Raw genomic sequence first — 24,255 nt, 5'->3', positions numbered from 1 at the left:
GCCGGGTGCCACTAGTTCTATGTACATAGTCGGAAAGTACGTCTACTTTCAAAGGAGCTGGTTATACAGCCGAGAGCTGTCAGTACAGGAATGGTCAGCTTTGGCCTAGGGCATGGAGTGGCACGTGAACAAGCTTACGTCTGCGGTAAAAGTCCTCGTGGTTGATGATCAACCCTTGATTGTCGAGGAGTTGTGCGAGTTTCTCGAGTCCAGCGGTTATCGCTGCGTCCCCTGCGTTTCCAGCCAAGAGGCGATCGAGCGTTTTACTGAAGACGCGCAGATTGGTCTGGTGTTGTGCGATCTGCACATGCCGGGGATGGACGGCATTGAACTGGTGCAGGCGTTGCAGCGGCTGGCTGGCAAGCAGCGGGCGTTCGAGGCGATCATGTTGACCGGGCGCGCGGACAAGCAGGACGTGATCAAGGCGTTGCGCGCGGGGATTGCTGATTATTATCAGAAGCCGATTGATCTGGCGGAGTTGCTGGAGGGTTTGCAGCGTCAGGAGTTGGCGTTGCAGGAGCGGCACAAGAGTGTGCAGCTTGGGCATTTGAATCAGAAGTTGCAGTTTTTGTCTGAGTCGATTGATGACCTTTATCAGGATCTGGATAAGGTTCGGCGTAGTCCTGCGACGGTGGTGCGGGATAGTTTGGGTGGGGAGGCTGAGGCGGCGGAGATGCCGGAGATTTTCAATCAGTTGTCGCCACGGCAGTTGGATGTGGCGCGGTTGGTGGGGAAGGGGCAGACGAATTATCAGATTGCTTGTGAGTTGGGGATTACCGAGAACACGGTGAAGCTTTATGTTTCGCAGGTTTTACGGTTGACGCATATGCATAATCGGACGCAGTTGGCGTTGGCGCTTTCGCCTGGGCGGGGGCGGGTTACGGCGCATTGATTTGGGTACATATCCTTTGTTTGTGGTGGGGCGGGTATTGGTTCCGCCCTTACGGCGGGTCACTTTTGCAGACGCCCAAAAGTAACCAAAACGCTTTGCCCTGACGTCCGGCCCTCGCTAAGGCTCGGGTTCCTTCGCTCCGGGTTCATCCGGGGGCATCGCCTACGGTTTGCTTCGCTGCACCTCCTCTCGATGCTTTCCCCGTATGAATCCCTCCCGCTCAGCCTCCCGACGGGCTCTAAGATCAAAATCAAAAGCTTGTCGAGCTTGCGCTCATCCTTTGTAGGAGCTGCCGAAGGCTGCGATCTTTTGATCTTCGTTGGATTCGCCCCTCACCCCAGCCCTCTCCCGAGCGAGAGGGGGCCGATTTTTGGGCTTTTCAAAACTTGAGTTCAACTCGGTATCCCACGTCGGCGTACCTCGCCCAAACAGCCCGGTCAGTCCCCTCTCCCTCCGGGAGAGGGCTAGGGTGAGGGTTTGCTTTTGATGGTTGACTTTGTATTTGGAATCACCGGGATCTTTCCAAAGGTTTCAGGCTGTCCGGGTTGATCCACAGACGTAAGACCGTGTCATCGTTCTTCGCGAGCAAGCCCGCTCCCACAGTTGACCGCATTCCAGCTGCAGGAACTCGGTCAACTGTGGGAGCGGGCTTGCTCGCGAAAGCGGTCGGATGGTCAACCCGCTTCTAATTTTTGGTCTCAATCTTCCCGCCCGCATCCGGGTCATACAGATCCGGGATTTCGTATTTGTATTTTTTGATCCAGCGCTGCATCGCCAATTCACGCTCAGTGGCGGTCGCCGGTTGTGGGTTTTTCGAGGCGGCCTGGTTGCGGCTTTGCAGGACGAGCCAGCCTTCGGTTTCCTGTTGTTGCGCCGAGGCGGGGCCGGCGTCGATGGCGTGGGCGCTGAGGGGCAGGCTGAGCAGGGTCAGGTAGCACAGGCCTTTAACGGAATTCATGGCTGTCTCCTTATTTGATCGAGGACGGCATTGGGTCGGCGACGACCGCGACCTGGTTGCCGGGCACGGGTTTGGCTTTGACCGGGGCTTTGAGTTTTTCCGCGCGTTCCTGGGCTTCGGTGAATTGATCCGGGGTCAGTTTGGCGCGGCTGACGATTTCGGCGGCTTGCGGCCAGTTGTTCTGGTAGAGCAGTAAGGTGACCAGGTTCTGCGCCGCCAGTTGGTTGTTTTGCTTGAGTTCGAGGGCGGTGAGGAATTCGAAGCTGGCGTCGTTCAGGCGCAGTTGGTTGAGGTAGACCACGCCCAGGTCGTTGCGGATTTTTTCGTCGGTGGGCGCCAGGCGCACGGCGCGTTGCAGGTGCGCCTGGGCCTGGCCGTTGTCGCCGCGCGCGGCATAGAGTTGGCCGAGGCCGTGTTCGGCTTCGGCGGTCAGGCAGCCGCCGACGAGGCTGCGGTAAAGCGGTTCGGCTTCGCTGCGGCCGAGCAGGCGATAGACCTTGGCTTTGCGCAGACGCACTTCGCTGAGGTTATCCGGCAGGCTTTCGAGGTTGGCGAGGCTGGCGTGCAGTTTGCCGTCGTTGGCCAGGTCGTCCGCCAGGTTCAGCGCCAGTTCCTGTTCCGAGGAAAGTTTGCTGCAACTGGACGGCGACAGCAGCGACGTCCACGGCGCCTGGCCGTTGGTGGCGCAACCGCCGAGCAGCAGCAGACTGGCGATGACTATCAGTACTTTCATCAAACACGCTCCATGAGTCGGATTCAGGATGCAAACGCCCGGGTAATCGCAGTGAAGCCGGGGCCGGCGAGGACGATCAGCAGCGCCGGGAACAGGAACAACATCATCACCACCGACATTTTTGCCGACATCTTCGAGATGTATTCCTGCAAGCGTGTCAGTCGCCGGTCATCCAGCAGTTGTTTGAGCGCCAGCAGCGATTTCATCGCGCCGCCGCCCTGTTGGATCAGTTGTTGAAGGATCACGCAGGTGTCGGTGAATTCGTCGACGGCGAGCATCACCGCGGCTTTGTTCAGCTCCTGACCGAGCTCCAGTCCGGAGTCGACACGGACGAGGATCAGGCGCAGTTCGCTGGTCAGTTCCGGCAGCAGTTTTTGCCCCTCGATGCTCAGCACGCGCAGCGCTTGTTCCACCGCCATGCCGGATTCGAAGAGGATGCGCAGCAGCGGAATGAACGTCGAAATTTCCACCGAGATGATTTTCTGCCGACGCCCGGCCGCGTAGGCGAGCAGGCGTTTGGGCAACAGGTAACCGACGCCGGCAGCGAGCATCGGCATGATCCATTCGTTGTCGGCGTGAGGGAAAAACACTTCCTGCAGAAACACCGCGACGCCAAGGGTCAGCAACGGTGTACCGATCTGGCAGGCGGCGAACAGCGCGCGCTCGTTGGCGCGGCGCCAGCCAATGCGGCTGAGCAGGGTTTGGGTTTCGCTGTCGATGCTCACCGAGCGCCGACCAAAACGCGTGTTGCCGAACGCGCGCAACCAAGTGCCGAAGCGGTTTTCGCGCACCAGATGCCCCTGCAAACGCTGGTTGACCTGACGTACGCGACGGCGCTCGGTGAGCAAGTGGTTGGCCACCAGCAGCAGGGCACCGAGCAATAACATCAGGGCGGCGAGATAGAGCATTTCAAACACTCCGCAACATGCGCCACAGCGCCAGGCATCCGAACACTTGCAACAGCGCTGCGATGATCAACATGGTGTGGCCGCCCGAGTCGTGCCACATGCCGAGCATGTAACCGGGATTGGTCAGCATGAAATAGCTGACGAGGATGATCGGCAGCGAGCCAAGCACCCACGCGGTCATTCGTGTTTCTCCGGTGAGGGCGCGCAATTGACGGGCGCCCTGATCGCGTTCGCGGATCAGTTTGATCAGGTTCTCAAGCAGCTCGCTGGCGTTGCCGCCGTAGCGGTGATTGACCTTGAGGCCGAGGGCGAACATGCGCAGTTCGTCCTGCTCGTACAGCTCGGCAAAGTCGCTGACCGCGTCGGGCAGATTGACCCCGAGTTGCACGTTGCGCTGCACCCGGCCCATGGCTTTTTTCAGCGGATCGTCACTGGCTTCGATGCCGCCCATGACCGCGTCGCTCAAGGTGCGCCCAGACTTCAAACTGCGCACGGTGTGATCGAGTAACTGCGGCAGCTGCTCGATCATGCGCTTGATTCGGCGCCGATAAAGGAAGGCGATGTACAGCCGCAAAATCAGCGGCGGAGCGACCAGCATCACCAGCAAACCAACCCAGTCGAACAACAGATAACCGAGGCCCATAGATACCGCCCACAGGCTCATCCACAAACCAAATCGCTCGGTCGGACGGCCTAATCCTGCACGCAGAAACATGCGTTCAAGGCCCACCCATCTGGGTTTTTCTTCAGCCAGTTGCGGTTGCCCGGCGGCCAGTCGACCGAGGACTTTTTCGTTGGCGGTTTTACGCAGGCCGTGCAGGAACAGATAGAGCGACAGCCCGAGCAAAACCAGACACAAGGTGATGAGAATGAACGCTCCCAGCATGCTCTGCACTCCTTGCCGTCAGCCGAGGTGAGTCTCGTGGCGCAACTTGTCGCCCGCCGGATTGACCGCTTCACGGAGGAAGCCGAAACCGGTGCGGCGGTCGAGGCGGAACAGGGTGTTGGTGACGTAGACGTCTTCGCGGATGCCGACCACTTCCACCACTTCGCTGACGCAGCGGCGGCCGTCGGGCATGCGGGTCAACTGGATGATCACGTCGAGCGCCGCGCAGATCATCTGGCGCAAGGTGCGCTCGGCGATGGCGCGACCGGTCAGGCCGACCAGCGTCTCCAGACGCAGCAGCGCATCCTGCGCATTGTTGGCGTGCACAGTGCTCATCGAACCGTCGTGGCCGGTGTTCATCGCGGTCAGCACATCGACCACTTCGACCCCACGAATCTCGCCGAGGATGATGCGGTCGGGGCGCATCCGCAGGGCGTTGCGGATCAGGTCGCTGGCCTTCACTTCGCCGTGGCCCTCGGCATTCGGCGGACGGGTTTCCAGACGCACCACGTGCGGGTGGCCGAGCTGCAATTCGGCGACGTCTTCGATGGTCACCAGACGTTCGTGCGGGTTGATCAATTGGCTGAGGATGTTCAGCAGCGTGGTTTTACCGGTGCCGGTACCGCCGCTGATAAGAATGTTGCAGCGCTTGCCGACCGCGTCCTGGAGGAATTCGAAGATCTGCAGATCGATGGTTTGCATCGCCATCAGGTCGCTGCTTTTCAGCATGTCTTTACGGAATTTCCGAATCGACAGGCACGGGCCGTCGAGGGCAATCGGCGGAATGATCGCGTTGACCCGGCTGCCATCCGGCAGGCGCGCATCGACCATTGGCGACGACTCATCGAGACGCCGACCGAGCGGCGCGAGAATCCGTTGCATCACCCGTTCAACGTGATGCGCATCGATAAAACGCAGGTCACTTTGATGCAGCACGCCGTCGCGTTCGATGAACACCCGGTGCGGGCCGTTGACCAGAATTTCCGTCACCGTTGGATCGCGCAGCAGCACTTCCAATGGGCCAAAACCGGTGAGCTCGTCGACGATTTCTTCGCCCAGCCGCTCCATCTCATAACGCGAGATCGCCAGGTGCAAACGGGCGATGTATTCAGCGACTTTGTCGGTGACGAATTGCGCGAGTTGCTGGCGCGAGCCCTCCAGCAGGTTTTTCCCCGACTCTTCGATGGCATCGATGATGTAGCGGTGCAGCACCAGTTTCAGGCCTTCGTGGTCGGTGTTGCCCGTCGCCCCGCGTTGAGCGGCGCCGAAGAGTTTTTCGCTGCTCATGTGTTGCCTCGCAGGCGCCCGAACCAGGTGATTTTCGGTTTCGCCAGACCTTCGGAGCGTTTCGCCAGACGTTCGCCGAGGGCGCGCAGGCTTTGCGTGAGTTTTTCTCGCGGGGCCAGTTCGAACAGGCTGACACCCTGATTTTTCGCGTTGAGACGGACTTCGGCGTTGGCCGCCAGAACCGCGATAACTTCCAGGTTGTAGGTCTTGCCGAGGGTTTCCGCATCCGGCGCGACGTTGCTTAAATAGCGGTCGATCAGCAGTCGGCCGTGGTCGAGTTTCATGCCTTTCTCGCGCCAGTTATTGAGCACGGCGAGGTTGCGTCGGCAGTTGAGCACGTTCTGATCGGTGTACCAGAGCAGCTTGTCGCAATGGCTGACGAAGGTGCGCAAGGCTTCGCTGTCGGCTTGCCCGGTGAGGTTGACGACGATGTGCTGGAAGTGCTGACGCAGGGCGCTGAGCAGCATGAACAATTCGGCGGCGCTGGTGGTTTCCAGCGGCTCGTCACTGCTGGCGTAAGCGAGGATGCGCAGCCCGGCTTCGGCGCTGGTGAAGGCGCTGTCGATCAGCGTGGCGTCGAGGCGTCTTAGATGGCGCAGGGCATCACCGAAGTGGAAAGAGCTCTCCAGCCCCAGCAACGCGAGGCTGTCACCACGGGGCAGACCGAGGTCGAGGAGCAAGGTTTGCTGACCGCTCTTTTGCACGACCATCGCCATGTGATTGGCCAACAGTGCGCCGTCGGAGCTGCTCTGCACGCCATACATCACGGTCAGGCCACCCAGTTGCGTGTTCGGTGCCACCGGCGGCAGACGTTTGCTCAGGCGCCGCACCAATCCTGCGACTTCGCTGGAGCGCGAACCGTAGGCGACGAAATCCCGTGCACCGGCGCGCATCGCATTGAGCACCAGTTGATTGTCCATGCCGTCGCCGAGGGCGACGATCGCCAGCATCGGTTTGGCTTCCAGCGCACCTTCGATCAGCGCGCTCTGCGCCACGACGTGTTCGCGATCAAGGCCGACAAACACCAGATTGGCGAAGGTGACATCGACCAGCGCGAGCAATTCGTCGAGGCTGCCGCCACCGGCGCTGACCACTTGGCCGAGCGGCGCGAGGGCGCTTTGCAGCCATTCCAGATCGGTGCTGTTGCGGGTGATGGCGAGGAACGTCTGGCTCAGGCTCTGGCTCATTGGGACAACCCACTGCGCTTGTCGAAATTGCCGTTTTCGAGGAAGAACATGCGATAGAAATTCGGGTCATAGTTGCGCAGTTTTTCCCCCGGCAACGACGGCAGTTGCGCGTCGGCGGCCAGCGGCTGCACCAGGTGCGGGGTGACGATCATCAGCAGTTCGCGCTCTTCGCGTTTGATCTGCGAATCACGGAAAAATGCGCCCAGCACCGGGATGTCGCCCAGGCCCGGAAACTTGTTCACCTGCGAAGTGTTGGTGGTGCTGATCAAACCGCTGATGACGAAACTTTCGCCGTCGGCCAGCGACACGCTGGTGTCAGTGCGGCGCACGGTCAGCGCGGGCACTGGGGTGCCGCCGATGTTGATGGCGTTGGCGTAATCCAGTTCGCTGACTTCTGGTGCGACTTTGAGGGTGACGCGATTACGGTCGATCACGGTCGGCGTCAGCGTCAGACGAATACCGAATTCCTTGTATTCGATGGTCACTGTGTCGCTGCCGGAGCTGGGCACCGGAATCGGGATTTCACCGCCAGCAAGGAAGCTTGCGCTCTGCCCGCTCAGCGCCACCAGACTCGGCCGCGCCAAGGTGTAAGCGAAGCCGCTGCCTTCAAGCGCATTGATGATCGCCATGGTCTTGCCGCCGATCCACGAGAAGTTGAACAGACCGTTGTTCACCGGCAAGCGTGGCTGCGGCACACCATCAATATTCGGCAATGTGCCGGGCGAGCCGAACAGGAAGTTGCCGCGCACACCGATCAACGAGGCGGTGGCTTCCTTGAGTTTGGTGCGGCTGACTTCGACGAAACGAATGTCGGTCTGCACTTGCGACGGCAAGGTCGGATCTTCTGACGGCGGCAGGCTGGCGCCGGTGAGTGCGGCGGTGGCGGCGCCTTGCACGAACACCATGCTTTGGCGCGGTTCGCTGGAGCACGACGTCCAGACCATCAGGCTGGTGGCGCCGGGCGCGACGCCGGTGAGCAGAAAAGACGAGCTGCCGTTGGCGTGCACGTCAGCGATTTTCGGATCACCAATCGCCAGCCGCGTGATCGCCACCGGTGATTGCACATCCTGTTGAAAGCCCTCGCCGATCTCGATCACCGGCGGCATGCGCCCGAGTGCCGAGCAATTACCGGTGGCCGCCCACACGGCGTCCATCGACAGGCCCATCAACAACATGGCCTGCAGCATTGGTTTTAAGGTCGGCCAGCAACGACTCGGCATGCACTTGGATCCTTGCGCAATCATGGGGTTTGTTGAGTGATCTGGTTGCCGCGAATGATCTCCACCGCCGGCCGTGCAACTGCCCCGGAGCCACCGCTGGACGGCACTTTTGGCGCCGCGCCGAGGGCCAGTTGGGTGAACTGGAAGAGTTGACTGTTGGCGTTATCGATGTGGGCGGGCGCCTGACTTTCGCCGGCCCAGTATTTCGCCAGACGTTGTTCTTCACTGCTGCGCACGGCCAGGCGCAAGGTGCCGACCTGGGTCGCGAGCATCATCCGGCTGAGCAGTTGTTCCGGTACCGCCAACACCACGGTGCGCGCGGCGATGCGGCGCTGATCCTGTTTGATTTTTTCGTCGGCGCTCAGCGCGGGGGAGGCGGGTTGACCGTCGTTGGTCAGGCCGTATTGATCACCGACGCCGAGCACGCGCATGGCCGGTAAAACGATTTGCGCCGACTGCTGCAAGTTGCTGCCGTCCTGGCGCAGGTAGAGGAGGACATCGACGTAGTCACCGGGAAGTAATTGCCCGGCAGCGCTGATAACTTCGTCGACGGCCACGGTCAGCGCGCGTTCATCGCTGTGGATCATGCGTGCCAGTGAGCCACCGGCGGAGAAGCTTTCATCGTTCAGCCAGGTGCCGGCGCTGAGGTGCCGCCATGGTGTGCGGCCGACCGCTTGATCGACGCTGCTCAAGCTGCCGGCCGGGGCGCTGCGCAGTTTTTCCACGGTGACGTCGGCGGCGATCAGCGGCGTGAATGGCGGCACGTCGTGGAGCAGAACCACCACCGGTTGGCGGGTCTGGTCTTCGGCGATCGCGACAGTTTTTTCAACGGCGACGTTCGGCGCGGCAGGCGCCTCGGCAACAGGTGCCGGTTGGCGGCTGAGCACCAGCCCCCAGTAACCGACAAAAACGGCGCCGAGCAACAACACTGCTGCAAGGCCCATGGTGACGCGACTGTTCATGACGGCTCTCCCTTTCCTGCTGCACGACCCACCGCTTTTTTCAACGAGAGATTTCGCAATCCGGCAGCTATGAACATTCAACTATTTCGCTATTTCCACGCTAGCTGATCCAAGCCAAAACGCCATTAGTGACAGACAAATAACTGACTAAAGTAGGGGTGTTGGCCAATTAACAGCAGGAAACGGCCGATCACCAATGGACTAATCCTTTGTGATTAATCCGTTCTTACAGTTGTTGGGAGGGGGTTTGTTGACAATGCTCAAATGGCACGGTGGAACCTTGCCGCTGTAGCGTGACATCGGCGCCAAAGGCGCGAAGGAGTGGACGTATGTTTCGTATGACTCTCGACTATCTGCGGGCACGTGCCCGGACATTCTGCAAAAGCGACGAAGCGGCGTCGGCGATCGAGTACGCGATCGTTGTGGCGATGGTCGCCGTGGTCGTCGTGGTGTTTGTGACACCTATCGGCGACAAGGTGCTGGCGATTTTCAACGTGATTCTGACCAATCTTAAAGGCACGGCGCAGACTAAACCCGGTATCTGATCAAACTCACTCTTCCTTTTTCATGGCCTGTGCGCGCTGACGAATAGCGGGCTCAGGCTTTGACGAGGCTGTTGGATTTTCCGTGTCCGGCCAGTGGTTGGCGCGAAGGAGAATAGCCATGTTGCTTGAATATGTGATTGCTCGTGTGCGCTCGTTCCTGGGGAGCACCGAGGCGGCGTCGGCCATCGAGTACGCGATTGTGGTGGCGATGGTCGCTGTGGTGGTTGTGGTGTTCGTTACGCCGATAGGAGCGAAGGTCTATGCCATTTTCAGCAGTGTGCTGACGTCCTTGGGCGGAACCCCGCCAGCGGCTCCGGTGCAGACGCCCTGATCGCGATGATGGGCGAATGACGCGCTACACTCGGGTTCACTTTCGGTTTTTCAGGGATTGCCCATGACTGCTTCCTCGCTGCCGCGCCAACAGTTGCTTCTGGTTGACGATGAAGAGGATGCGTTGCTGGAACTGGCTGAGTTGCTGGAGGGTGAGGGGTTTGTGTGTCATACGGCGACGTCGGTGAAGTTGGCGTTGCATCATTTGACGCGGCATCCGGATATTGCGTTGGTGATTACCGATTTGCGCATGCCTGAGGAGTCGGGCATGTCGTTGATCAAGCGCTTGCGTGAGCATACGTCGCGGGCGCATTTGCCGGTGATTGTGATGTCGGGGCATGCGGATATGGAGGATGTCAGTGATTTGCTGCGGTTGCAGGTGGTGGATCTGTTTCGCAAGCCGATTTATCACGTGAGGTTGTTTGAGACTTTGGATAATTTGTTTCCCAAGCCTAGGGGGGTTGGGCGGGGGTGAGGTTTTTGGGGTATATCCGTTTTTTTTGTGATGGCGGATATGGGTTCCGCCCTTACGGCGGGTCACTTTGGCAAACGCCCCAAAGTAACCAAAGGTCTTTGCCCTGACGTTCGGCCCTCGCTAGGGCTCGGGTTCCTTCGCTGCGGGATTGATCCGGGGTTCATCGCCTACGGTTTGCTTCGCTGCACCTCCTCTCGATGTGTTTGGCTGCGCCAAACGGTCGCTGCGCTCCCACCCCGGATCAATCCCTCCACTCAGCCTGCCGACGGGCTCCAAGATCAAGAGCTGCACCCGAGCTTGCGCTCATCGTGTTGAGTGGTTAGGGGCAAAGGCGATGGGGTTTTTGCTTTTGATCTTCGTAGGAGCTGAGCTTGCTCGCGAAGGCGGCCTGAGAGCCGACCAATCTCCACATGAACACACCCAATCAAACTGTAGGAGTGAGCCTGCTCGCGATGAGGCCCGCCCAGCCAGCCACTCTCTACCTGAATGCCTCCAACCCAAACTGTAGGAGCTGCCGAAGGCTGCGATCTTTTGATCTTGCTCTTAAAAAAAATCAAAAGATCGCAGCCTTCGGCAGCTCCTACAGGGGGCTCGCGTCATAGCTGATAACTAAAACTGATGCTATATCGCGTGCGCCGGTTAAACGTATCCAGCGCTTCATCCGACATCGCCTTCGCCGCTTCCAGGGCAACGTTGTAGTACTTGGCATCGCCAAACCTTAATCCCAGCGCCGCCGAGGACAAGCTGTTCGCCTGCACCGGCAGTTGATTGAACCAGCTGCGCGAGCGATCCAGCACCACATACGGTTGCAGTATCCGCACCCAGCTTCCTTCGCGGTTGTAGCTGTAGTTGACCTCGTATGCCACGCCCCAGCCTTTGTCGCCGGACGCTTGGTCATCGGGATAGCCGCGACCGAAATTCTGTCCACCAAATACCGCGCGTTCGCTGTCGGGCACGCTGTCGTCGCTCCAGTACAGAGCGGCGGAGAGCACGCCTTGCCAGTTGTCGAAGAATTTATCGCTCTGCACCCCGGACAGTCGTGCGCGGAAGAAGTCGAGGTCGATGGCGGTGTTGTTGGTTTTTGCGCCCATGCTGTCGAGGCCTTGGTAGAGGCCGGCGCTGAGGATGCGCAGTTGTTTGGCATCGGCTTTGCGCCAGTCGCCTTCGAAGGCGAGGGCGCGGATGTCGGTGCGTTCTTCGACGCTCAGCGGGTAGCCGACGACGTTGTAGCGGGTTTTGTCGTTGACGGCGTAGAGGCGCGAGCCGGCTGTTAGCAGTTCGTTGGAGGCGGCGATCAGGGGAACGGTGAAGCCGATCGAGTAGCGATCGTTTTCGCGGTGCGGTTTGAGTTCCAGGCCGTTGTCCAGTCGCAGGTTGGTGCCGGGGTCGGCGCGGTAGCGTGAGGCGGACAGGGCCAGTTGTGTGCCCTCGGATCCGAGGAATTGGCTGTAGTCGGCGCGGTAGTAATGTTCGTCATCGTCACCTGGCGGGAACAGGCCGCTGAGGGTCAGTTGTTCGCCCATCGAGGTTTGCGAATTGCTGCTGACACCGAGCAATGCTTGAGTGCCGTTGCGGTTGTCTTCGGTGGTGCTGAGTGTGCTGGTGAACGGCTTGCGACTGGCCTGGGCGATCAGGGTGGTGGCGCCGTCGGTGGTGCCCGGTGGTGGCACTTGCGCCTGGATGGTGACGCCGGGGATGCGTGTCATCAACGTGGTGTAGCGTTCGAAAGTCTTGCGGGTCAGCGGGCGTTCGGCCTGGATTTTGGTGATGAATTTATCCAGCAGACCTCTGACGCGGCCGACGTCGCCTTCGACTTGTACGTCGCGTACGTAACCTTCCACCAACACCACGCGCGCAACGCCGTCGTCGAATTTCTGTTGCGGCAGGAACGCGTAGGACAACAGGTAGCCGTCCTGTTGATAACGGCGGGTGATGTTGCGCGTGGCTTCGATCAGATCGGCGAGGCTGGTTTCGCGGCCGATCAGGGGCTTGTAATTTTCCGCCAGTTCAGTGAGCGGGTAGATCGTGCCGCCTTCGATCTGCACGGTTTTCAGGTTGATCTTGGTGCTCATCATCAACGGCTGCGCGGCGGCAGCGCCGGGATCCGGGACTTGCACGGGCGCGGCGTTCGGGCGATAGGCATCGGCCGGCAGGTTGGGCACGGGCAGGTTGCGGATGGTTTCGTTGGAGTTGAGAAAGGTCGGCAGGGTGTCGGCGAGGGCAGTGGAACTGAGGCTGAGGAACAGCAAAGACGCCATTACGCGCATAGGACACTCCGTGGTCATCACAGCACCGGGCTGATTTTTCCTAAGAAAAAAGCGGAAGACTCGTGGGAATCTTCCGCCCTCAACCAAGCGTAGGCGCTGTAGGTGAGGCCGTCGAATCGGCCAGGTGCAATTTAGCGTTTGTTGCCGCCCAGGGTGCCGGTCAGACCACCGAGTACGCTGCCCAGACCACCACCGGTGGCGGTGCCGCCAGCGCCGGACGCGGTGCTGGTGACTGTGTTGAGTACGCCGCCTACAGTGCCGCCGACAGTGTTGACCGTATTGCCGACGGTGGCGCCGACGTTACTGACCAGTGAGGTGACCGGGTTTGTCGCGCCAGTACCTCCGCCCGCCGTGCCGGCGTTGACCAGGCCTCCGACAGCGCCGACGGTGGTGCCCACGCTGGCGACGGTGCCACCGACGGCGCTGAGAACCGGGTTGCTTGTGGCACCGGCGATGCCGCCACCGAGGTTGCTGACTGCGCCGCCCACCTGTGCGGTGAGGCTGGAGACCGGGCTGCCAAGGCCGGTCGCTGCGCCGACATTTTGCGTCAGGCTGGTGACGGCTGTCGTGACCGGAGCAATGCCTGTACTGACGGTGTTGGTGATGGTTGCCAGGGTTGCGGTCGGTGCGGTGATCGGTGTGCCCGAACCGCCCAGAGCCGTGTTAAGCGAGGCGACGGTGTTGCCGACCGAGACGACGGTGCCGCCCGGAGCTGCCAGTGCGCTGTTGCCAGTGCTCAAGCCGCTGCCAACATTGGCCACCGCGCCGCCGACGGTTTGCAGCAGGCCAGTGCCGCCCAGACCACCACCGACACCACCCGAACCGCCACCGGTACCGTTGGATACCAGGCCGCCCGCCTTGCCGACGGCGGTGCCGGCATTGCTCAACGCTCCGCCGACTGTGTTGGTCAGGGCATTGCCGTTGCCAGCGCCGGTGACTTTGCCACCCAGGTCGTTAACGGTGCCGCCGACTTTCTGGATCACGCCGTTGAGTGGAGCGCCCAGACCGGTAGCGCTGCCGATCTTGTCGGTGGTGCTTTCAACCATGGCAATCACCGGCACCAGTTTCTGACTGACCTGGGTGGTTAAGCCGCCGAGGGGGCCTGTCGTCGTCGCTGTGCTCAGGGTGTCACCGAGCATGGTGACTTTTTCGCCGACGCCATCCAGCAAAGGGGCGACTTTGGTGACGATACCGCCGACCACTGGCACGCTGCTGGTTGCGGTGGCCAGTTTGCCACTGACATCGGATACGCCATCACCGACATCTGCTACTACGCCGCCGACCGATGACGCCGTGACGCCAACACCGTTGGGTGTGCTGGCCAGTTTGCCGATGCCGTTGCCCAAGCCATCCCCCAAGGTGCTGACGACATTGCCGGTGGTGTTGGCAACGCTTTGCACGACGCCACCCACCACGGGAACAGTGCTCAGGGAATCGCCGACCTGGCCAACGCCGCTGCCGACGCCGCTGACGGTGGTGCCGACATCTTGCACCAATGTCGTGGTCACCAAGGTAGGGACGGTTGGATTGGTCGGGTTGGTTGGATCTGTAGGGTTGGTCGGATTGGTCGGGTCAGTGCCGCCACCGGTTCCGCCTGTGCCTCCAGTGCCTCCAGTACCGCCGGTTCCACCCGTGCCACCAGTGCCCGCGGTGCCGCCATCAGTGCCACCGGTTCCGCCCGTGCCGCCAGTTCCAGCGGTGCCGCCATCAGTGCCACCGGTTCCGCCTGTGCCGCCGGTTCCATCAGTACCGCCTGTGCCTCCAGTGCCGCCAGTTCCCGCAGTATCTCCGCTGCCACCGGCGCCACCCGCAGCGCTATCGCTGGCCGGCGCAGAACTGCCGGAGCTGCTGTGATGGCCGCCACCGCCGCTGCTGCAACCGGCGAGACCGAGAGAGAGAACCACTGCCAAAGCGATTGCAGATTTTGACCAGACTTGAGTTTTCATGATCGAGATTCCTTGCACCTGTCACAACGTTCGTTGCCTTCGATGACTCGCCGATTCATGTCGCCGGCAATGTCCTCGTCCGTTGCTGCAATCTCAGTCCAGGCGCGGGTTCCCGCCATTCTCAAGTTGGTATTAACGCCTTTATATAGAGGGCCGTTTGCAGCGCCTAAGGACTAATACCGAGGTGATAAACGCGCAAAAAAAAGCCTTGAAAATCAAGGCTTGGATTTTTTCATTGGAAGGGAGGGGAGGCGGGAAAACTTAAGTGATATATACACAATTAACAGGTCGACCCTTCCGTTTCCGGGATCAACACAATCCTCTGTGCGACCTCAAGCCTGTGGTGAGGGGATTTATCCCCGATCGGCTGCGCAGCAGCCGCAAATCCATTCAATGCGGTGAATCAGGATGAACGTGTTTGCTGGGTTTGGGGCGGCTGCGCCACCCATCGGGGATAAATCCCCTCACCACAAGGGTTCTGCGTTTATTACGCGATCGGTTGCCACAGGCCAACCATATGCTCCAGATCTTCCGCACCCACCAATCGCAACTCACCACTCGACCCCGCAGCACTCGCCAGCAACGTCACCTCGCTCGGCAGTCGCACCGGCTTGCGAAAGTGCACAGTGATTTCCAGATTGGCCTTGGGCAAATGATCGGCCAGTGCCGCCAATGTCCGTGCCTTGTTCCACAAACCATGAGCAATGGCCGTAGGAAAACCAAACAGCTTGGCACTCGCGGCGCTCAAGTGAATCGGGTTGTAGTCACCGGAAACCTTGGCGTACTGCCGGCCAATGTCCGCCGGCGCTTTCCAGCGCGCCACTTCGCTCAACGCTTGCGCAGGCTCCCAGTGCTGTTCCACCGGTTCGCCCTCGAGCTTCACCCCGCGACAAAGCATCTGACTTTCCGCTTCCCACAACGGCCCTAGTTGATCGTCCAGCGTGGTCAGCACATCGAACGTCGCGCCCTTGGGGTGCGGCTGCAAGTTGTGCACACGCACGCTGACCTGCGCGCGACTGATCCCGCCCATTGGCCGCAACACGCGAATGCGATTGCTCAAATGAATCAGCCCCAGCAGCGGAAACGGAAATTCTTTTGCCGTGAGCAATTGCATCTGCAACGCGAACGCGAGGATGTGTGGATAAGTCGGCGGCAACAGCCCGTCATCGGCAAAGCCGCAGACCTTGCGATAGTCCGCCAGGCGCTTGCCATCGACATCGACCCAACAGCGCAAACCGCTGTCGGGCAGGGTGGTGCCGGTGATTTTGCGTCGCGTCGCGGCCCGTGCGTAAAGCCCCGGCAGGCTCGGTTCGCGATCCAGCGTGTGCCATTCGATGCTCATGCCTTAAGCCCCCAAAACACTTTGCCCACAAACCCGCAACGCCTGACCGGTGAACGCGCCAGTGCCCGGTTGACCCAGCCACGCGACGGCTTCGGCGACGTCTTGCGGCAAGCCGCCCTGGCCCAGCGAACTCATGCGCCGCCCGGCTTCACGCAAACCGAACGGAATGTGCGCGGTCATCTGCGTTTCGATAAAACCGGGGGCGACCGCGTTGATGCTGATGCCACGCTCCAGCAACGTCGGCGCCCATGCTTGGGCCAGACCGATCAAACCGGCCTTGCTCGCGGCGTAGTTGGTTTGCCCACGGTTGCCGGCGATGCCGCTGATCGAGGCGAGCAGAATCACCCGCGCATTGTCGTGCAACGTGCCGTTGTCGAGCAGCGCTTTGGTCAGTACTTGCGGCGCGTTGAGATTGACCGCGAGCACCGCGTCCCAGAATTCCGGGGTCATGTTGGCCAGGGTTTTATCGCGGGTAATGCCAGCGTTGTGCACCAGAATGTCGAGGCCGTCCGGCAGGTGTTCGGTCAACTGTGTAGCGGCGTCTTCGGCGCAGATATCGAGGGTGATCGCGCGACCACCGAGGCGGGCGGCGAGGGCTTCGAGATCGGTTTTCGCTGGCGGCACGTCGAGCAGAATCACTTCGGCGCCATCGCGGGCGAGGGTCTCAGCGATCGATGCGCCGATACCGCGTGCCGCACCGGTGACCAGCGCTTTGCGACCGGCCAGCGGACGCGTCCAGTCAGTGACTTGTGTGGCGCACGCAGTCAGGCGAATCACTTGTCCGGAGACAAAGGCGCTTTTCGGCGAAAGGAAAAACCGCAGCGGGCCTTCCAGTTGATCCTCGGCACCTTCGCCGACATAGATCAGCTGCAACGTGCCGCCGCTGCGCAGTTCTTTGGCCAGCGAACGCGAAAAACCTTCGAGCGCGCGTTGTGCGCTGGAGGCGAACGGATCGCTGAGAGTTTCCGGGGCGCGGCCCAGAATCACCAGATGCGCGCTGCTCTCAAGATTTTTCATCAGCGGCTGAAAGAATTCGCGCAATTGCTTGAGCTGGTCGGTGTGCTGCAATTCGCTGGCGTCGAACACCACCGCTTTGAGTTTCGGGCCATGGCCGGGAATCCATTCGGTGGCGGTCGCCGGTTGCTCGCCGTAGCGGTAAATGCTTTCGGTCAGACGGTTAGCGAACGTGCTGACGCGCTCGGCCAGCGGCCCGCCACCGATCAGCAGCGCACCTTCCACCGGCCGCAGGCGCCCAGCCTGCCAGCGTTCCAGTCGCACCGGCGACGGCAGGCCCAGCGCCCCGACCAGACGATGGCCGAAGGACGAGTTGGCGAAGTCGATATAGCGGTCAGACATGGAACGCTCTCCAAAAGTTGGGGTTCAAAGTGTGGACTACCGATGGCAATCAATCGTTCGATCCACGCAATAGGGCCTACGCTAGAACACTGAGGTTTAGCAGGTCTGGCAGATAAATGCGGAAACTGTGGGAGCGAGCTTGCTCGCGAAAGCGTCCGGTCAGCCCCTGCACATAGTGAATGTGCCGGACTCTTCGCGAGCAAGCTCGCTCCCACAGGAACAGCATCAAATTCGATAATGTGGAAAAGGAGTTATTCATGAGTCAGCTGCGCCGCGTCGCGATCATTGGCGGTAACCGTATCCCTTTCGCCCGTTCCAACGGGCCGTACGCCACGGCCAGCAATCAGGTAATGCTCACTGCCGCGCTCGAAGGCCTGATCGAACGCTACAACCTCCACGGCCTGCGCATCGGCGAAGTCGTGGCGGGCGCGGTGCTTAAATTGTCACGGGATATGAACCTGACCCGCGAATGCGTCCTCGGCTCGCGTTTGTCGCCAGCCACTCCGGCCTACGATATCCAGCAAGCCTGCGGCACCGGTCTGGAAGCCGCATTGCTGGTCGCCAACAAAATCGCCCTCGGCCAGATCGATTGCGGCATCGCTGGCGGCGTCGACACCACGTCGGACGCGCCGATCAGCGTCAGCGAAGGCCTGCGCAAAATCCTTCTGCAAGCCAACCGCGCGAAAACCACCGGCGACAAACTGAAAACCTTTCTGCAACTGCGGCCCCAACACCTGATCCCGGAATTCCCGCGCAACGGCGAACCTCGCACCGGCCTGTCGATGGGCCAGCACTGCGAATTGATGGCGCAGACCTGGAACATTCCGCGTGAAGAGCAGGATCAACTGGCCCTCGAAAGTCACCAGAAACTGGCGGCGTCCTACAGCGAAGGCTGGCACAACGATCTGATGACACCGTTCCTCGGCCTGACCCGCGACAACAATCTGCGCCCGGATCTGACCCTGGAAAAACTCGCCGCGCTGAAACCGGCGTTCGAGAAAAGCGCCAAAGGCACGCTGACGGCAGGCAACTCCACGCCACTCACCGATGGCGCCTCGGTGGTGCTGCTCGGCAGTGAAGAGTGGGCGAAGGAGCGCGGCTTGCCGATTCTTGCCTATCTGCGCGATGGTGAGGCGGCGGCGGTGGATTTCGTCAACGGTGCCGAGGGCCTGTTGATGGCGCCGGTGTACGCGGTGCCACGCTTGCTGGCGCGCAACGGGCTGAGCTTGCAGGATTTTGATTACTACGAAATTCACGAAGCGTTTGCGGCGCAGGTGTTGTGTACGCTCAAGGCTTGGGAGGATCCCGAGTATTGCAAATCCCGGTTGGGGCTGGATGCGCCGTTGGGGTCGATTGATCGTAGTCGGCTGAATGTGAAGGGCAGTTCGCTGGCGGCGGGGCATCCGTTTGCGGCAACCGGTGGACGCATCGTCGCCAACCTGGCCAAACTGCTGGAGGCGGCGGGCAAGGGGAGAGGTCTGATTTCGATTTGTGCCGCCGGCGGGCAAGGTGTTACCGCGATCATCGAACGCTGACCACAGTCCCTTGTAGGAGTGAGCCTGCTCGCGATGACGGCGGTAAAATCGACATCATCGTTGCCTGATGTACTGCTATCGCGAGCAGGCTCACTCCTACAGGGAGCGCTCTGCATGTCAGATTCTGTCGCAAATGCCCTCGACGGCCGATACCAACAAGTGACACAGGCTCGGCTATGATTCGCAACGGTCGATTTTTTCGGCACAGTGTGTGCATTCACAGGTTCACAGGTCGGCAACCCCTCCCCGTACTGCGAGGATTGCCGTATAACGAGTGACATTCGCGTGTTTGGTAATAAAGGACCCACAATAAAAGCTGATGAAGACTCCAAAACGCATTGAACCGCTGATCGAAGACGGTCTGGTTGACGAGGTGCTGCGACCACTCATGAGTGGTAAAGAAGCAGCTGTTTATGTGGTGCGCTGCGGCAACGAGTTACGTTGCGCCAAGGTCTACAAGGAGGCAAATAAACGTAGTTTCCGCCAGGCAGCCGAGTATCAGGAAGGCCGCAAGGTGCGTAACAGCCGTCAGGCGCGCGCGATGGCCAAGGGCTCGAAATTCGGTCGCAAAGAGACCGAAGACGCTTGGCAGAACGCCGAAGTGGCGGCGCTGTTCCGTCTGGCTGGTGCCGGTGTGCGCGTGCCCAAGCCGTTCGACTTCCTCGAAGGCGTGCTGCTGATGGAACTGGTGGCCGATGAATACGGCGATGCGGCGCCGCGTCTTAATGACGTGGTTCTGGAAGCCGATCAGGCCCGTGAATATCACGCGTTCCTGATTTCGCAGATCGTGCTGATGTTGTGTACCGGTCTGGTGCACGGTGACCTCTCGGAGTTCAACGTGCTGCTGACACCGACCGGCCCGGTGATCATCGACCTGCCACAAGCGGTCGATGCTGCCGGCAACAACCACGCGTTCAGCATGCTTGAACGTGACGTTGGCAACATGGCTTCGTACTTCGGTCGCTTTGCACCGGAGTTGAAGAAGACCAAGTACGCGAAAGAAATGTGGGCGCTGTACGAAGCCGGCACCTTGCACCCGAACAGTGTGCTGACCGGTGAGTTCGACGAGCCGGAAGAGCTGGCCGATGTCGGCGGGGTTATCCGCGAGATCGAAGCGGCGCGGCTTGATGAAGAGCGCAAGCAAGCAATCCGCGCGGCGGATGACGAGCCTAAGGGCAAATCAGAAGAACCACCGCCACCCCCGTGGATGCAGTGATCGTTTGAACAGAAACCCGGCTTCGGCCGGGTTTTTTGTCTTCAGCACACCACCAATCCCTTGTAGGAGCTGCCGAAGGCTGCGATCTTTTGATTTTGGCGATCGATCAGAACAGGATCAAAAGATCGCAGCCTTCGGCAGCTCCTACAAGGATCGTATGTGAGTACCCAACGCAACACCCACCTGATTATTACGGCGCGGCTTATCTCCGATTTCGGCGCCTTCCTCAACATGGTCGCGCTGGCCACCTACGTCTACCTGCTCAGCAACAGCGCCATGAGCGTCGGCATCTTCCTCGCCAGTCGCGTCGGCGGCGGGATTTTTGCCAGCCTCATCGGCACTGCGTTTTACCGGCGCTGGAGCGGTCGCGCGCCGCTGATTGCCTTCGACCTGTTGCGCGCCAGCGTGCTCGGTTTGCTGTTGATCGTACCGGTTAGCCAGCAGGTCTGGTTATTGCCGCTCATTGCCTTCGGCCTCGGCCTGGGCAATTCGATGTTCGCCATCGGCCTCAACAGTCAGCTGCCGCGTTTGATCCCCGCCCATCAACTGCTCAAAGCCAACGCCTGGATCACCGCCGCCTCATCAGCAGCGATGGTCGGCGGCAGTCTCGTATCGGGTTTGCTGGTAGCTGCATTCGGATTTGAAACGGTATTCGCCCTGAATGCCGTGACCTATCTGCTCGCGGCGCTGTTGATCGTACCGTTGCGCTTCAACGCGCCGACGGACAACGAGGAACCCGAACGCGGTGAATGGTCAGCGCTCAAGCACGGCTTGCGCAGTGCGCCGGTGATTGCCGCGATGCTCGCGGTGACGATGGCCGACACCTTGGGCAGCGCCGCGCACAACGTCGGTTTTCCGATCATCTCGAAACTGCTCACGCCCGATTCGGCGAGTACCACGTTGGGCCTGATGCTCGCTGTGTGGGCCAGCGGCAAACTGCTCGGCGCGCGCATCGCCAGTCGCCTCAAAGGCTCGGACAATATCCATCTGGAGCGGCGGTTTTTCTTCGGTGTGGCACTGATGTCCTGCGGTTTCATTCTGATGTTCCAGCAGCACAGCCTCTACGGATTGCTGCTGTTTTCATTGCCGGCGGGGCTGGGCGATGGCTTTTCCGAAGTCGGCCTGATGTCCCGTCTGCAACGCGAGCCCGAGCACTTGCGACTGCCAATCTTCAGCGTGCTGACGTTGCTGCAAATGACCGGTTTCGGCATCGGCATGCTCATCGCTGCGCCGTTCTACGCGTGGTGGACGCCGGGCGCCGTGGTCATGTTGTTCCACGGCATTCCGCTTTGCACATTGCTCACGGTTAAACTGTTGGCGCTCAAACGCGCGCGGGTTGTGCGCAGCAGCCCGACGCCAGTTCCTTGAGGATCGGGCAGTCGGGGCGGTGGTCGCCATTGCAATGTTCGACCAGGTCTTGCAGGGTGTCGCGCAGTTCGCCGAGTTCGCGAATCTTCTGATTCAGCTCGTCGATGTGCTGACGCGCCAACGCCTTCACATCGGCGCTGGCGCGTTGGCGATCCTGCCAGAGTGTCAGCAGTTTGCCGACCTCTTCCAGTGAAAAGCCTAAGTCCCGCGAGCGTTTGATAAACGCCAGGGTGTGCAGGTCATCGTCGCCGTAGACCCGGTAACCGCTGTCGGTGCGATGCGCCGCTTTGAGCAGGCCGATCGATTCGTAATAGCGGATCATTTTCGCGCTCAGGCCACTGTGTTTGGCCGCTTGACCGATGTTCATCGGTGCTCCTCCAGATCCTTGGGTTTCCAGGTTTTCAACAGTAGCGCATTGCTCACCACGCTGACGCTCGACAGCGCCATCGCCGCCCCGGCGAGTACCGGGTTGAGGAAGCCGAACGCCGCCAGTGGAATGCCGATCAGGTTGTAGACGAAGGCCCAGAACAGGTTCTGACGAATTTTCGCGTAGGTCTTGCGGCTGATTTCCAGCGCCGCCGGCACCAACCGTGGATCGCCGCGCATCAGAGTGATACCCGCCGCGTGCATGGCGACATCGGTGCCGCCGCCCATGGCGATGCCGATGTCGGCAGCGGCGAGGGCCGGGGCGTCGTTGATGCCGTCGCCGACCATCGCGACCACGCCGGTTTTTTTCAGCTCGGCGACGGTCGCGGCTTTGTCAGCCGGGAGGACTTCGGCGTGGACATTGCGGATGCCCAAGGCTTCAGCGACCACGCGAGCGCTGCCACGGTTGTCGCCGGTCAGCAGATGGCTGTGGATATCTCGTGCGGCGAGTTGCTGCACGGCTTCCAGTGCGCCGGGTTTCAAGGTGTCACCGAAGGCGAACAAACCGAGTACTTTCGGCTCCGGACTTTGTTCGATCAACCATGACAACGTGCGACCTTCGGCTTCCCAGACTTGGGCAGATTCGCTCAGGTTGCCGGCGCTCAAACCACTTTCGTCGAGCATGCGCCGATTGCCCAAGGCCAGACGTCGGCCATCGAGATTACCGGCGATGCCGCGACCGGTCAGCGACTGGCTGTCGCTGACATCGGGCACCGGCAGATTACGTTCAGCCGCTGCATCCAGCACGGCTTTGGCCAGTGGGTGCTCGCTACCGCGTTGCAACGCGCCAGCCAGCTTCAGCAGGGTATTTTCGTCGCCATCCACCGCACTGAGGTGGGCGATGCGCGGCGTTCCGGAGGTCAGTGTGCCGGTCTTGTCGAACACCACGCTACTGACTTCATGAGCACGTTCCAGCGCTTCGGCGTCCTTGATCAGAATGCCGTGACGCGCGGCGACGCCGGTGCCGGCCATGATCGCGGTCGGCGTGGCGAGGCCCAGTGCACAGGGGCAGGCGATAACCAAAACGGCGACCGCGTTGATCAGTGCGGTTTCCAGCGGCGCGCCGTACAGCCACCAGCCAATCAGCGTGGCCAAAGCGATCAGCAACACGGTCGGCACGAAAATCTGACTGACCTTATCCACCAGTTTCTGGATCGGTGCTTTCGCCGCTTGAGCATCCTCGACCAGACGAATGATCCGCGCCAGCACAGTCTCGGCGCCGAGCGCCTGAGTGCGCACCAACAAGCGACCTTCACCGTTGATTGCGCCGCCGGTGACTTTGTCGCCCGGTTGTTTCGGCACCGGCAGGCTCTCGCCGCTGATCAACGCTTCGTCGGCGTGGCTCTGGCCTTCGATGACTTCACCGTCGACCGGGAAGCGTTCGCCGGGTTTGACCAGCACCAGATCATTGAGGCGCAGGGCGCTGATGGCGACATCTTGTTCGCGGCCGTCGAACACTTGAGTCGCCCGTTCCGGCCGCAAGGCTTCGAGGGCGCGGATGGCGCTGGCGGTCTGGCGTTTGGCGCGGCTCTCGAGGTATTTGCCGAGCAGTACCAAGGCGATGACCACCGCCGACGCTTCGAAATACAGATGCGGCATGCGCCCGGCGGCGGTGGCCCATTCGTAGAGACTCAAACCGTAACCGGCGCTGGTGCCGAGGGCGACGAGCAAGTCCATGTTGCCGGCGCCCGCGCGCACGGCTTTCCACGCAGCGACGTAGAAACGCGCACCGAAGATGAACTGCACCGGCGTGGCGAGGGCGAATTGCGCCCAGGCCGGCAGCATCCAGTGAATGCCGAACGGTTGCAGCAACATCGGCGCCACCAGCGGCAAGGCTAGGGCGATCGCGCAGATCAGCGCCCAGCGTTCGTGCTTCAGCTTCTGCTGTTGGCTATCGGTTTGCGGGTGTTCGGCTTGCCAGACGCTGGCGGAGTAGCCGGCATTGTTCACGGCGTCGAGCAGGATTTGTTGATCGACCTGACCGAGCAATTCGAGGTGGGCGCGTTCGTTGGCCAGATTGACGCTGACGCTTTTCACCCCGGGGACTTTATTCAGGGCGCGCTCGACGCGGCCGACGCAGGAGGCGCAGGTCATGCCTTCGATATTCAGTTCGAGAGTTTGCTGCGGGACGCTGTAACCGGCGCGCTCGACCGCTTCCATCAAGGCCGCAAGGCTGTCACCCGGCGCTTGCACACGGGCCTGCTCGGTGGCGAGGTTGACGCTGACGGCACTGGCGCCGCTGACTTTGCTCAAGGCCCGCTCGACACGCCCGGCGCAACTGGCGCAGGTCATGCCGGCAATCGGCAGATCGAAAGTGATGGAATCGGACATCGGTCGTACTCCCTGTAGTAGATGCCTACAAGGATCAACCTTGCCATGCGGGCAAGGTCAAGCGCCAATCCAAAAAGCAAAAGAT

At 60.8% G+C, this 24,255-nt stretch carries 21 protein-coding genes; 7 read left to right on the top strand and 14 right to left on the bottom strand.

Annotated elements, in window-relative coordinates; genetic code table 11:
- Window positions 1-124: 124 nt before the first annotated feature.
- Window positions 125-892, top strand: a complete 768-nt coding sequence (locus tag ACZZ0D_RS20840) for a response regulator (protein WP_463554171.1) — start codon at window positions 125-127, stop codon at window positions 890-892.
- 685 nt (window positions 893-1,577) lie between these two features.
- On the opposite strand, the gene ACZZ0D_RS20835 is transcribed toward ACZZ0D_RS20840, so the two are convergent.
- Genes ACZZ0D_RS20835 through cpaB form a run of 8 tightly spaced genes read right to left on the bottom strand, consistent with a single transcriptional unit; the run spans window position 1,578 to window position 9,033 of the window.
- A complete protein-coding gene (locus tag ACZZ0D_RS20835; RefSeq protein WP_463554170.1) occupies window positions 1,578-1,850 on the bottom strand; it encodes a DUF3613 domain-containing protein in 273 nt (90 codons plus the stop codon).
- Between the two features lie 10 nt (window positions 1,851-1,860).
- Window positions 1,861-2,583 carry a tetratricopeptide repeat protein gene (locus ACZZ0D_RS20830; RefSeq protein ID WP_463554169.1) on the bottom strand — a complete coding sequence of 241 codons (723 nt, stop codon included), beginning with the start codon at window positions 2,581-2,583 and terminating at the stop codon, window positions 1,861-1,863.
- Between the two features lie 23 nt (window positions 2,584-2,606).
- Window positions 2,607-3,491: a type II secretion system F family protein gene (locus ACZZ0D_RS20825; protein ID WP_463554168.1), complete on the bottom strand. Its 885-nt coding sequence runs from the start codon at window positions 3,489-3,491 to the stop codon at window positions 2,607-2,609.
- A 1-nt stretch (window position 3,492) separates the two neighbouring features.
- Window positions 3,493-4,377, bottom strand: coding sequence for a type II secretion system F family protein (locus ACZZ0D_RS20820; RefSeq protein ID WP_463554167.1), 885 nt, complete (start codon window positions 4,375-4,377; stop codon window positions 3,493-3,495).
- Window positions 4,378-4,395: 18 nt separating this feature from the next.
- Complete coding sequence (locus ACZZ0D_RS20815) at window positions 4,396-5,664, bottom strand: CpaF family protein (RefSeq protein ID WP_463554166.1); 1,269 nt, start codon at window positions 5,662-5,664, stop codon at window positions 4,396-4,398.
- Window positions 5,661-6,851 (bottom strand): pilus assembly protein, encoded by a 1,191-nt coding sequence (locus tag ACZZ0D_RS20810; protein ID WP_463554165.1) that lies wholly within the window; start codon window positions 6,849-6,851, stop codon window positions 5,661-5,663. Before ACZZ0D_RS20810 ends, ACZZ0D_RS20815 begins: the two co-directional genes overlap by 4 nt.
- Window positions 6,848-8,071: a type II and III secretion system protein family protein gene (locus tag ACZZ0D_RS20805; protein WP_212546352.1), complete on the bottom strand. Its 1,224-nt coding sequence runs from the start codon at window positions 8,069-8,071 to the stop codon at window positions 6,848-6,850. Before ACZZ0D_RS20805 ends, ACZZ0D_RS20810 begins: the two co-directional genes overlap by 4 nt.
- A gap of 20 nt (window positions 8,072-8,091) precedes the next feature.
- The gene (gene cpaB, locus ACZZ0D_RS20800; protein ID WP_463554164.1) at window positions 8,092-9,033 is read right to left on the bottom strand and encodes a Flp pilus assembly protein CpaB; all 942 of its coding nucleotides are present in this window, start codon (window positions 9,031-9,033) and stop codon (window positions 8,092-8,094) included.
- A 338-nt stretch (window positions 9,034-9,371) separates the two neighbouring features.
- Here cpaB and ACZZ0D_RS20795 point away from each other — a divergent pair, with 338 nt between their 5' ends.
- The 3 genes from ACZZ0D_RS20795 to ACZZ0D_RS20785 all read left to right on the top strand — a co-directional run bounded on the left by ACZZ0D_RS20795 (window position 9,372) and on the right by ACZZ0D_RS20785 (window position 10,383).
- Window positions 9,372-9,578: a Flp family type IVb pilin gene (locus ACZZ0D_RS20795; protein WP_463554827.1), complete on the top strand. Its 207-nt coding sequence runs from the start codon at window positions 9,372-9,374 to the stop codon at window positions 9,576-9,578.
- A gap of 118 nt (window positions 9,579-9,696) precedes the next feature.
- Window positions 9,697-9,909 (top strand): Flp family type IVb pilin, encoded by a 213-nt coding sequence (locus ACZZ0D_RS20790; protein ID WP_159813475.1) that lies wholly within the window; start codon window positions 9,697-9,699, stop codon window positions 9,907-9,909.
- 63 nt (window positions 9,910-9,972) lie between these two features.
- The gene (locus ACZZ0D_RS20785; RefSeq protein ID WP_053116932.1) at window positions 9,973-10,383 is read left to right on the top strand and encodes a response regulator; all 411 of its coding nucleotides are present in this window, start codon (window positions 9,973-9,975) and stop codon (window positions 10,381-10,383) included.
- A 596-nt stretch (window positions 10,384-10,979) separates the two neighbouring features.
- On the opposite strand, the gene ACZZ0D_RS20780 is transcribed toward ACZZ0D_RS20785, so the two are convergent.
- The 4 genes from ACZZ0D_RS20780 to ACZZ0D_RS20765 form a co-directional block, all read right to left on the bottom strand.
- The gene (locus ACZZ0D_RS20780) at window positions 10,980-12,650 is read right to left on the bottom strand and encodes a ShlB/FhaC/HecB family hemolysin secretion/activation protein (RefSeq protein WP_463554163.1); all 1,671 of its coding nucleotides are present in this window, start codon (window positions 12,648-12,650) and stop codon (window positions 10,980-10,982) included.
- Window positions 12,651-12,781: 131 nt separating this feature from the next.
- Window positions 12,782-14,596: a collagen-like triple helix repeat-containing protein gene (locus ACZZ0D_RS20775; protein ID WP_463554162.1), complete on the bottom strand. Its 1,815-nt coding sequence runs from the start codon at window positions 14,594-14,596 to the stop codon at window positions 12,782-12,784.
- Window positions 14,597-15,083: 487 nt separating this feature from the next.
- Window positions 15,084-15,938, bottom strand: a complete 855-nt coding sequence (locus ACZZ0D_RS20770; RefSeq protein WP_463554161.1) for a MaoC family dehydratase — start codon at window positions 15,936-15,938, stop codon at window positions 15,084-15,086.
- A 3-nt stretch (window positions 15,939-15,941) separates the two neighbouring features.
- On the bottom strand, window positions 15,942-17,294 hold the full coding sequence (locus ACZZ0D_RS20765) for a 3-oxoacyl-ACP reductase (protein ID WP_463554160.1): 1,353 nt from the start codon (window positions 17,292-17,294) through the stop codon (window positions 15,942-15,944).
- Between the two features lie 257 nt (window positions 17,295-17,551).
- Here ACZZ0D_RS20765 and ACZZ0D_RS20760 point away from each other — a divergent pair, with 257 nt between their 5' ends.
- The 3 genes from ACZZ0D_RS20760 (at window position 17,552) to ACZZ0D_RS20750 (ending at window position 21,413) form a co-directional block, all read left to right on the top strand.
- The gene (locus tag ACZZ0D_RS20760; protein ID WP_159813463.1) at window positions 17,552-18,829 is read left to right on the top strand and encodes an acetyl-CoA C-acetyltransferase; all 1,278 of its coding nucleotides are present in this window, start codon (window positions 17,552-17,554) and stop codon (window positions 18,827-18,829) included.
- A 319-nt stretch (window positions 18,830-19,148) separates the two neighbouring features.
- On the top strand, window positions 19,149-20,045 hold the full coding sequence (locus tag ACZZ0D_RS20755; protein ID WP_053116938.1) for a PA4780 family RIO1-like protein kinase: 897 nt from the start codon (window positions 19,149-19,151) through the stop codon (window positions 20,043-20,045).
- Window positions 20,046-20,204: 159 nt separating this feature from the next.
- A complete protein-coding gene (locus ACZZ0D_RS20750; RefSeq protein WP_463554159.1) occupies window positions 20,205-21,413 on the top strand; it encodes an MFS transporter in 1,209 nt (402 codons plus the stop codon).
- On the opposite strand, the gene cueR is transcribed toward ACZZ0D_RS20750, so the two are convergent.
- A complete protein-coding gene (gene cueR / locus ACZZ0D_RS20745; protein ID WP_064387762.1) occupies window positions 21,367-21,780 on the bottom strand; it encodes a Cu(I)-responsive transcriptional regulator in 414 nt (137 codons plus the stop codon). The two genes, ACZZ0D_RS20750 and cueR, sit on opposite strands and share 47 nt — an antisense overlap.
- On the bottom strand, window positions 21,777-24,170 hold the full coding sequence (cueA, locus tag ACZZ0D_RS20740) for a copper resistance metal-translocating P1-type ATPase CueA (protein WP_463554158.1): 2,394 nt from the start codon (window positions 24,168-24,170) through the stop codon (window positions 21,777-21,779). The genes cueR and cueA overlap by 4 nt, the downstream gene beginning before the upstream one ends.
- Window positions 24,171-24,255: the final 85 nt, after the last annotated feature.

This window comes from Pseudomonas sp. AC193 (assembly GCF_979258075.1).
The sequence above is the reverse complement of the archived record's forward strand: the minus strand, read 5'-3'. Positions and strand labels throughout refer to the sequence as shown.

Excerpts from the sequence above, each read along its gene's own strand:
- ACZZ0D_RS20835 (WP_463554170.1), bottom strand. The coding sequence starts at position 1,850 with ATGAATTCCGTTAAAGGCCTGTGCTACCTGACCCTGCTCAGCCTGCCC.
- ACZZ0D_RS20830 (WP_463554169.1), bottom strand. The coding sequence starts at position 2,583 with ATGAAAGTACTGATAGTCATCGCCAGTCTGCTGCTGCTCGGCGGTTGC.
- ACZZ0D_RS20825 (WP_463554168.1), bottom strand. The coding sequence starts at position 3,491 with ATGCTCTATCTCGCCGCCCTGATGTTATTGCTCGGTGCCCTGCTGCTG.
- ACZZ0D_RS20820 (WP_463554167.1), bottom strand. The coding sequence starts at position 4,377 with ATGCTGGGAGCGTTCATTCTCATCACCTTGTGTCTGGTTTTGCTCGGG.
- ACZZ0D_RS20815 (WP_463554166.1), bottom strand. The coding sequence starts at position 5,664 with ATGAGCAGCGAAAAACTCTTCGGCGCCGCTCAACGCGGGGCGACGGGC.
- ACZZ0D_RS20810 (WP_463554165.1), bottom strand. The coding sequence starts at position 6,851 with ATGAGCCAGAGCCTGAGCCAGACGTTCCTCGCCATCACCCGCAACAGC.
- ACZZ0D_RS20805 (WP_212546352.1), bottom strand. The coding sequence starts at position 8,071 with ATGCCGAGTCGTTGCTGGCCGACCTTAAAACCAATGCTGCAGGCCATG.
- cpaB (WP_463554164.1), bottom strand. The coding sequence starts at position 9,033 with ATGAACAGTCGCGTCACCATGGGCCTTGCAGCAGTGTTGTTGCTCGGC.
- ACZZ0D_RS20795 (WP_463554827.1), top strand. The coding sequence starts at position 9,372 with ATGACTCTCGACTATCTGCGGGCACGTGCCCGGACATTCTGCAAAAGC.
- ACZZ0D_RS20790 (WP_159813475.1), top strand. The coding sequence starts at position 9,697 with ATGTTGCTTGAATATGTGATTGCTCGTGTGCGCTCGTTCCTGGGGAGC.
- ACZZ0D_RS20785 (WP_053116932.1), top strand. The coding sequence starts at position 9,973 with ATGACTGCTTCCTCGCTGCCGCGCCAACAGTTGCTTCTGGTTGACGAT.
- ACZZ0D_RS20780 (WP_463554163.1), bottom strand. The coding sequence starts at position 12,650 with ATGCGCGTAATGGCGTCTTTGCTGTTCCTCAGCCTCAGTTCCACTGCC.
- ACZZ0D_RS20775 (WP_463554162.1), bottom strand. The coding sequence starts at position 14,596 with ATGAAAACTCAAGTCTGGTCAAAATCTGCAATCGCTTTGGCAGTGGTT.
- ACZZ0D_RS20770 (WP_463554161.1), bottom strand. The coding sequence starts at position 15,938 with ATGAGCATCGAATGGCACACGCTGGATCGCGAACCGAGCCTGCCGGGG.
- ACZZ0D_RS20765 (WP_463554160.1), bottom strand. The coding sequence starts at position 17,294 with ATGTCTGACCGCTATATCGACTTCGCCAACTCGTCCTTCGGCCATCGT.
- ACZZ0D_RS20760 (WP_159813463.1), top strand. The coding sequence starts at position 17,552 with ATGAGTCAGCTGCGCCGCGTCGCGATCATTGGCGGTAACCGTATCCCT.
- ACZZ0D_RS20755 (WP_053116938.1), top strand. The coding sequence starts at position 19,149 with ATGAAGACTCCAAAACGCATTGAACCGCTGATCGAAGACGGTCTGGTT.
- cueR (WP_064387762.1), bottom strand. The coding sequence starts at position 21,780 with ATGAACATCGGTCAAGCGGCCAAACACAGTGGCCTGAGCGCGAAAATG.
- cueA (WP_463554158.1), bottom strand. The coding sequence starts at position 24,170 with ATGTCCGATTCCATCACTTTCGATCTGCCGATTGCCGGCATGACCTGC.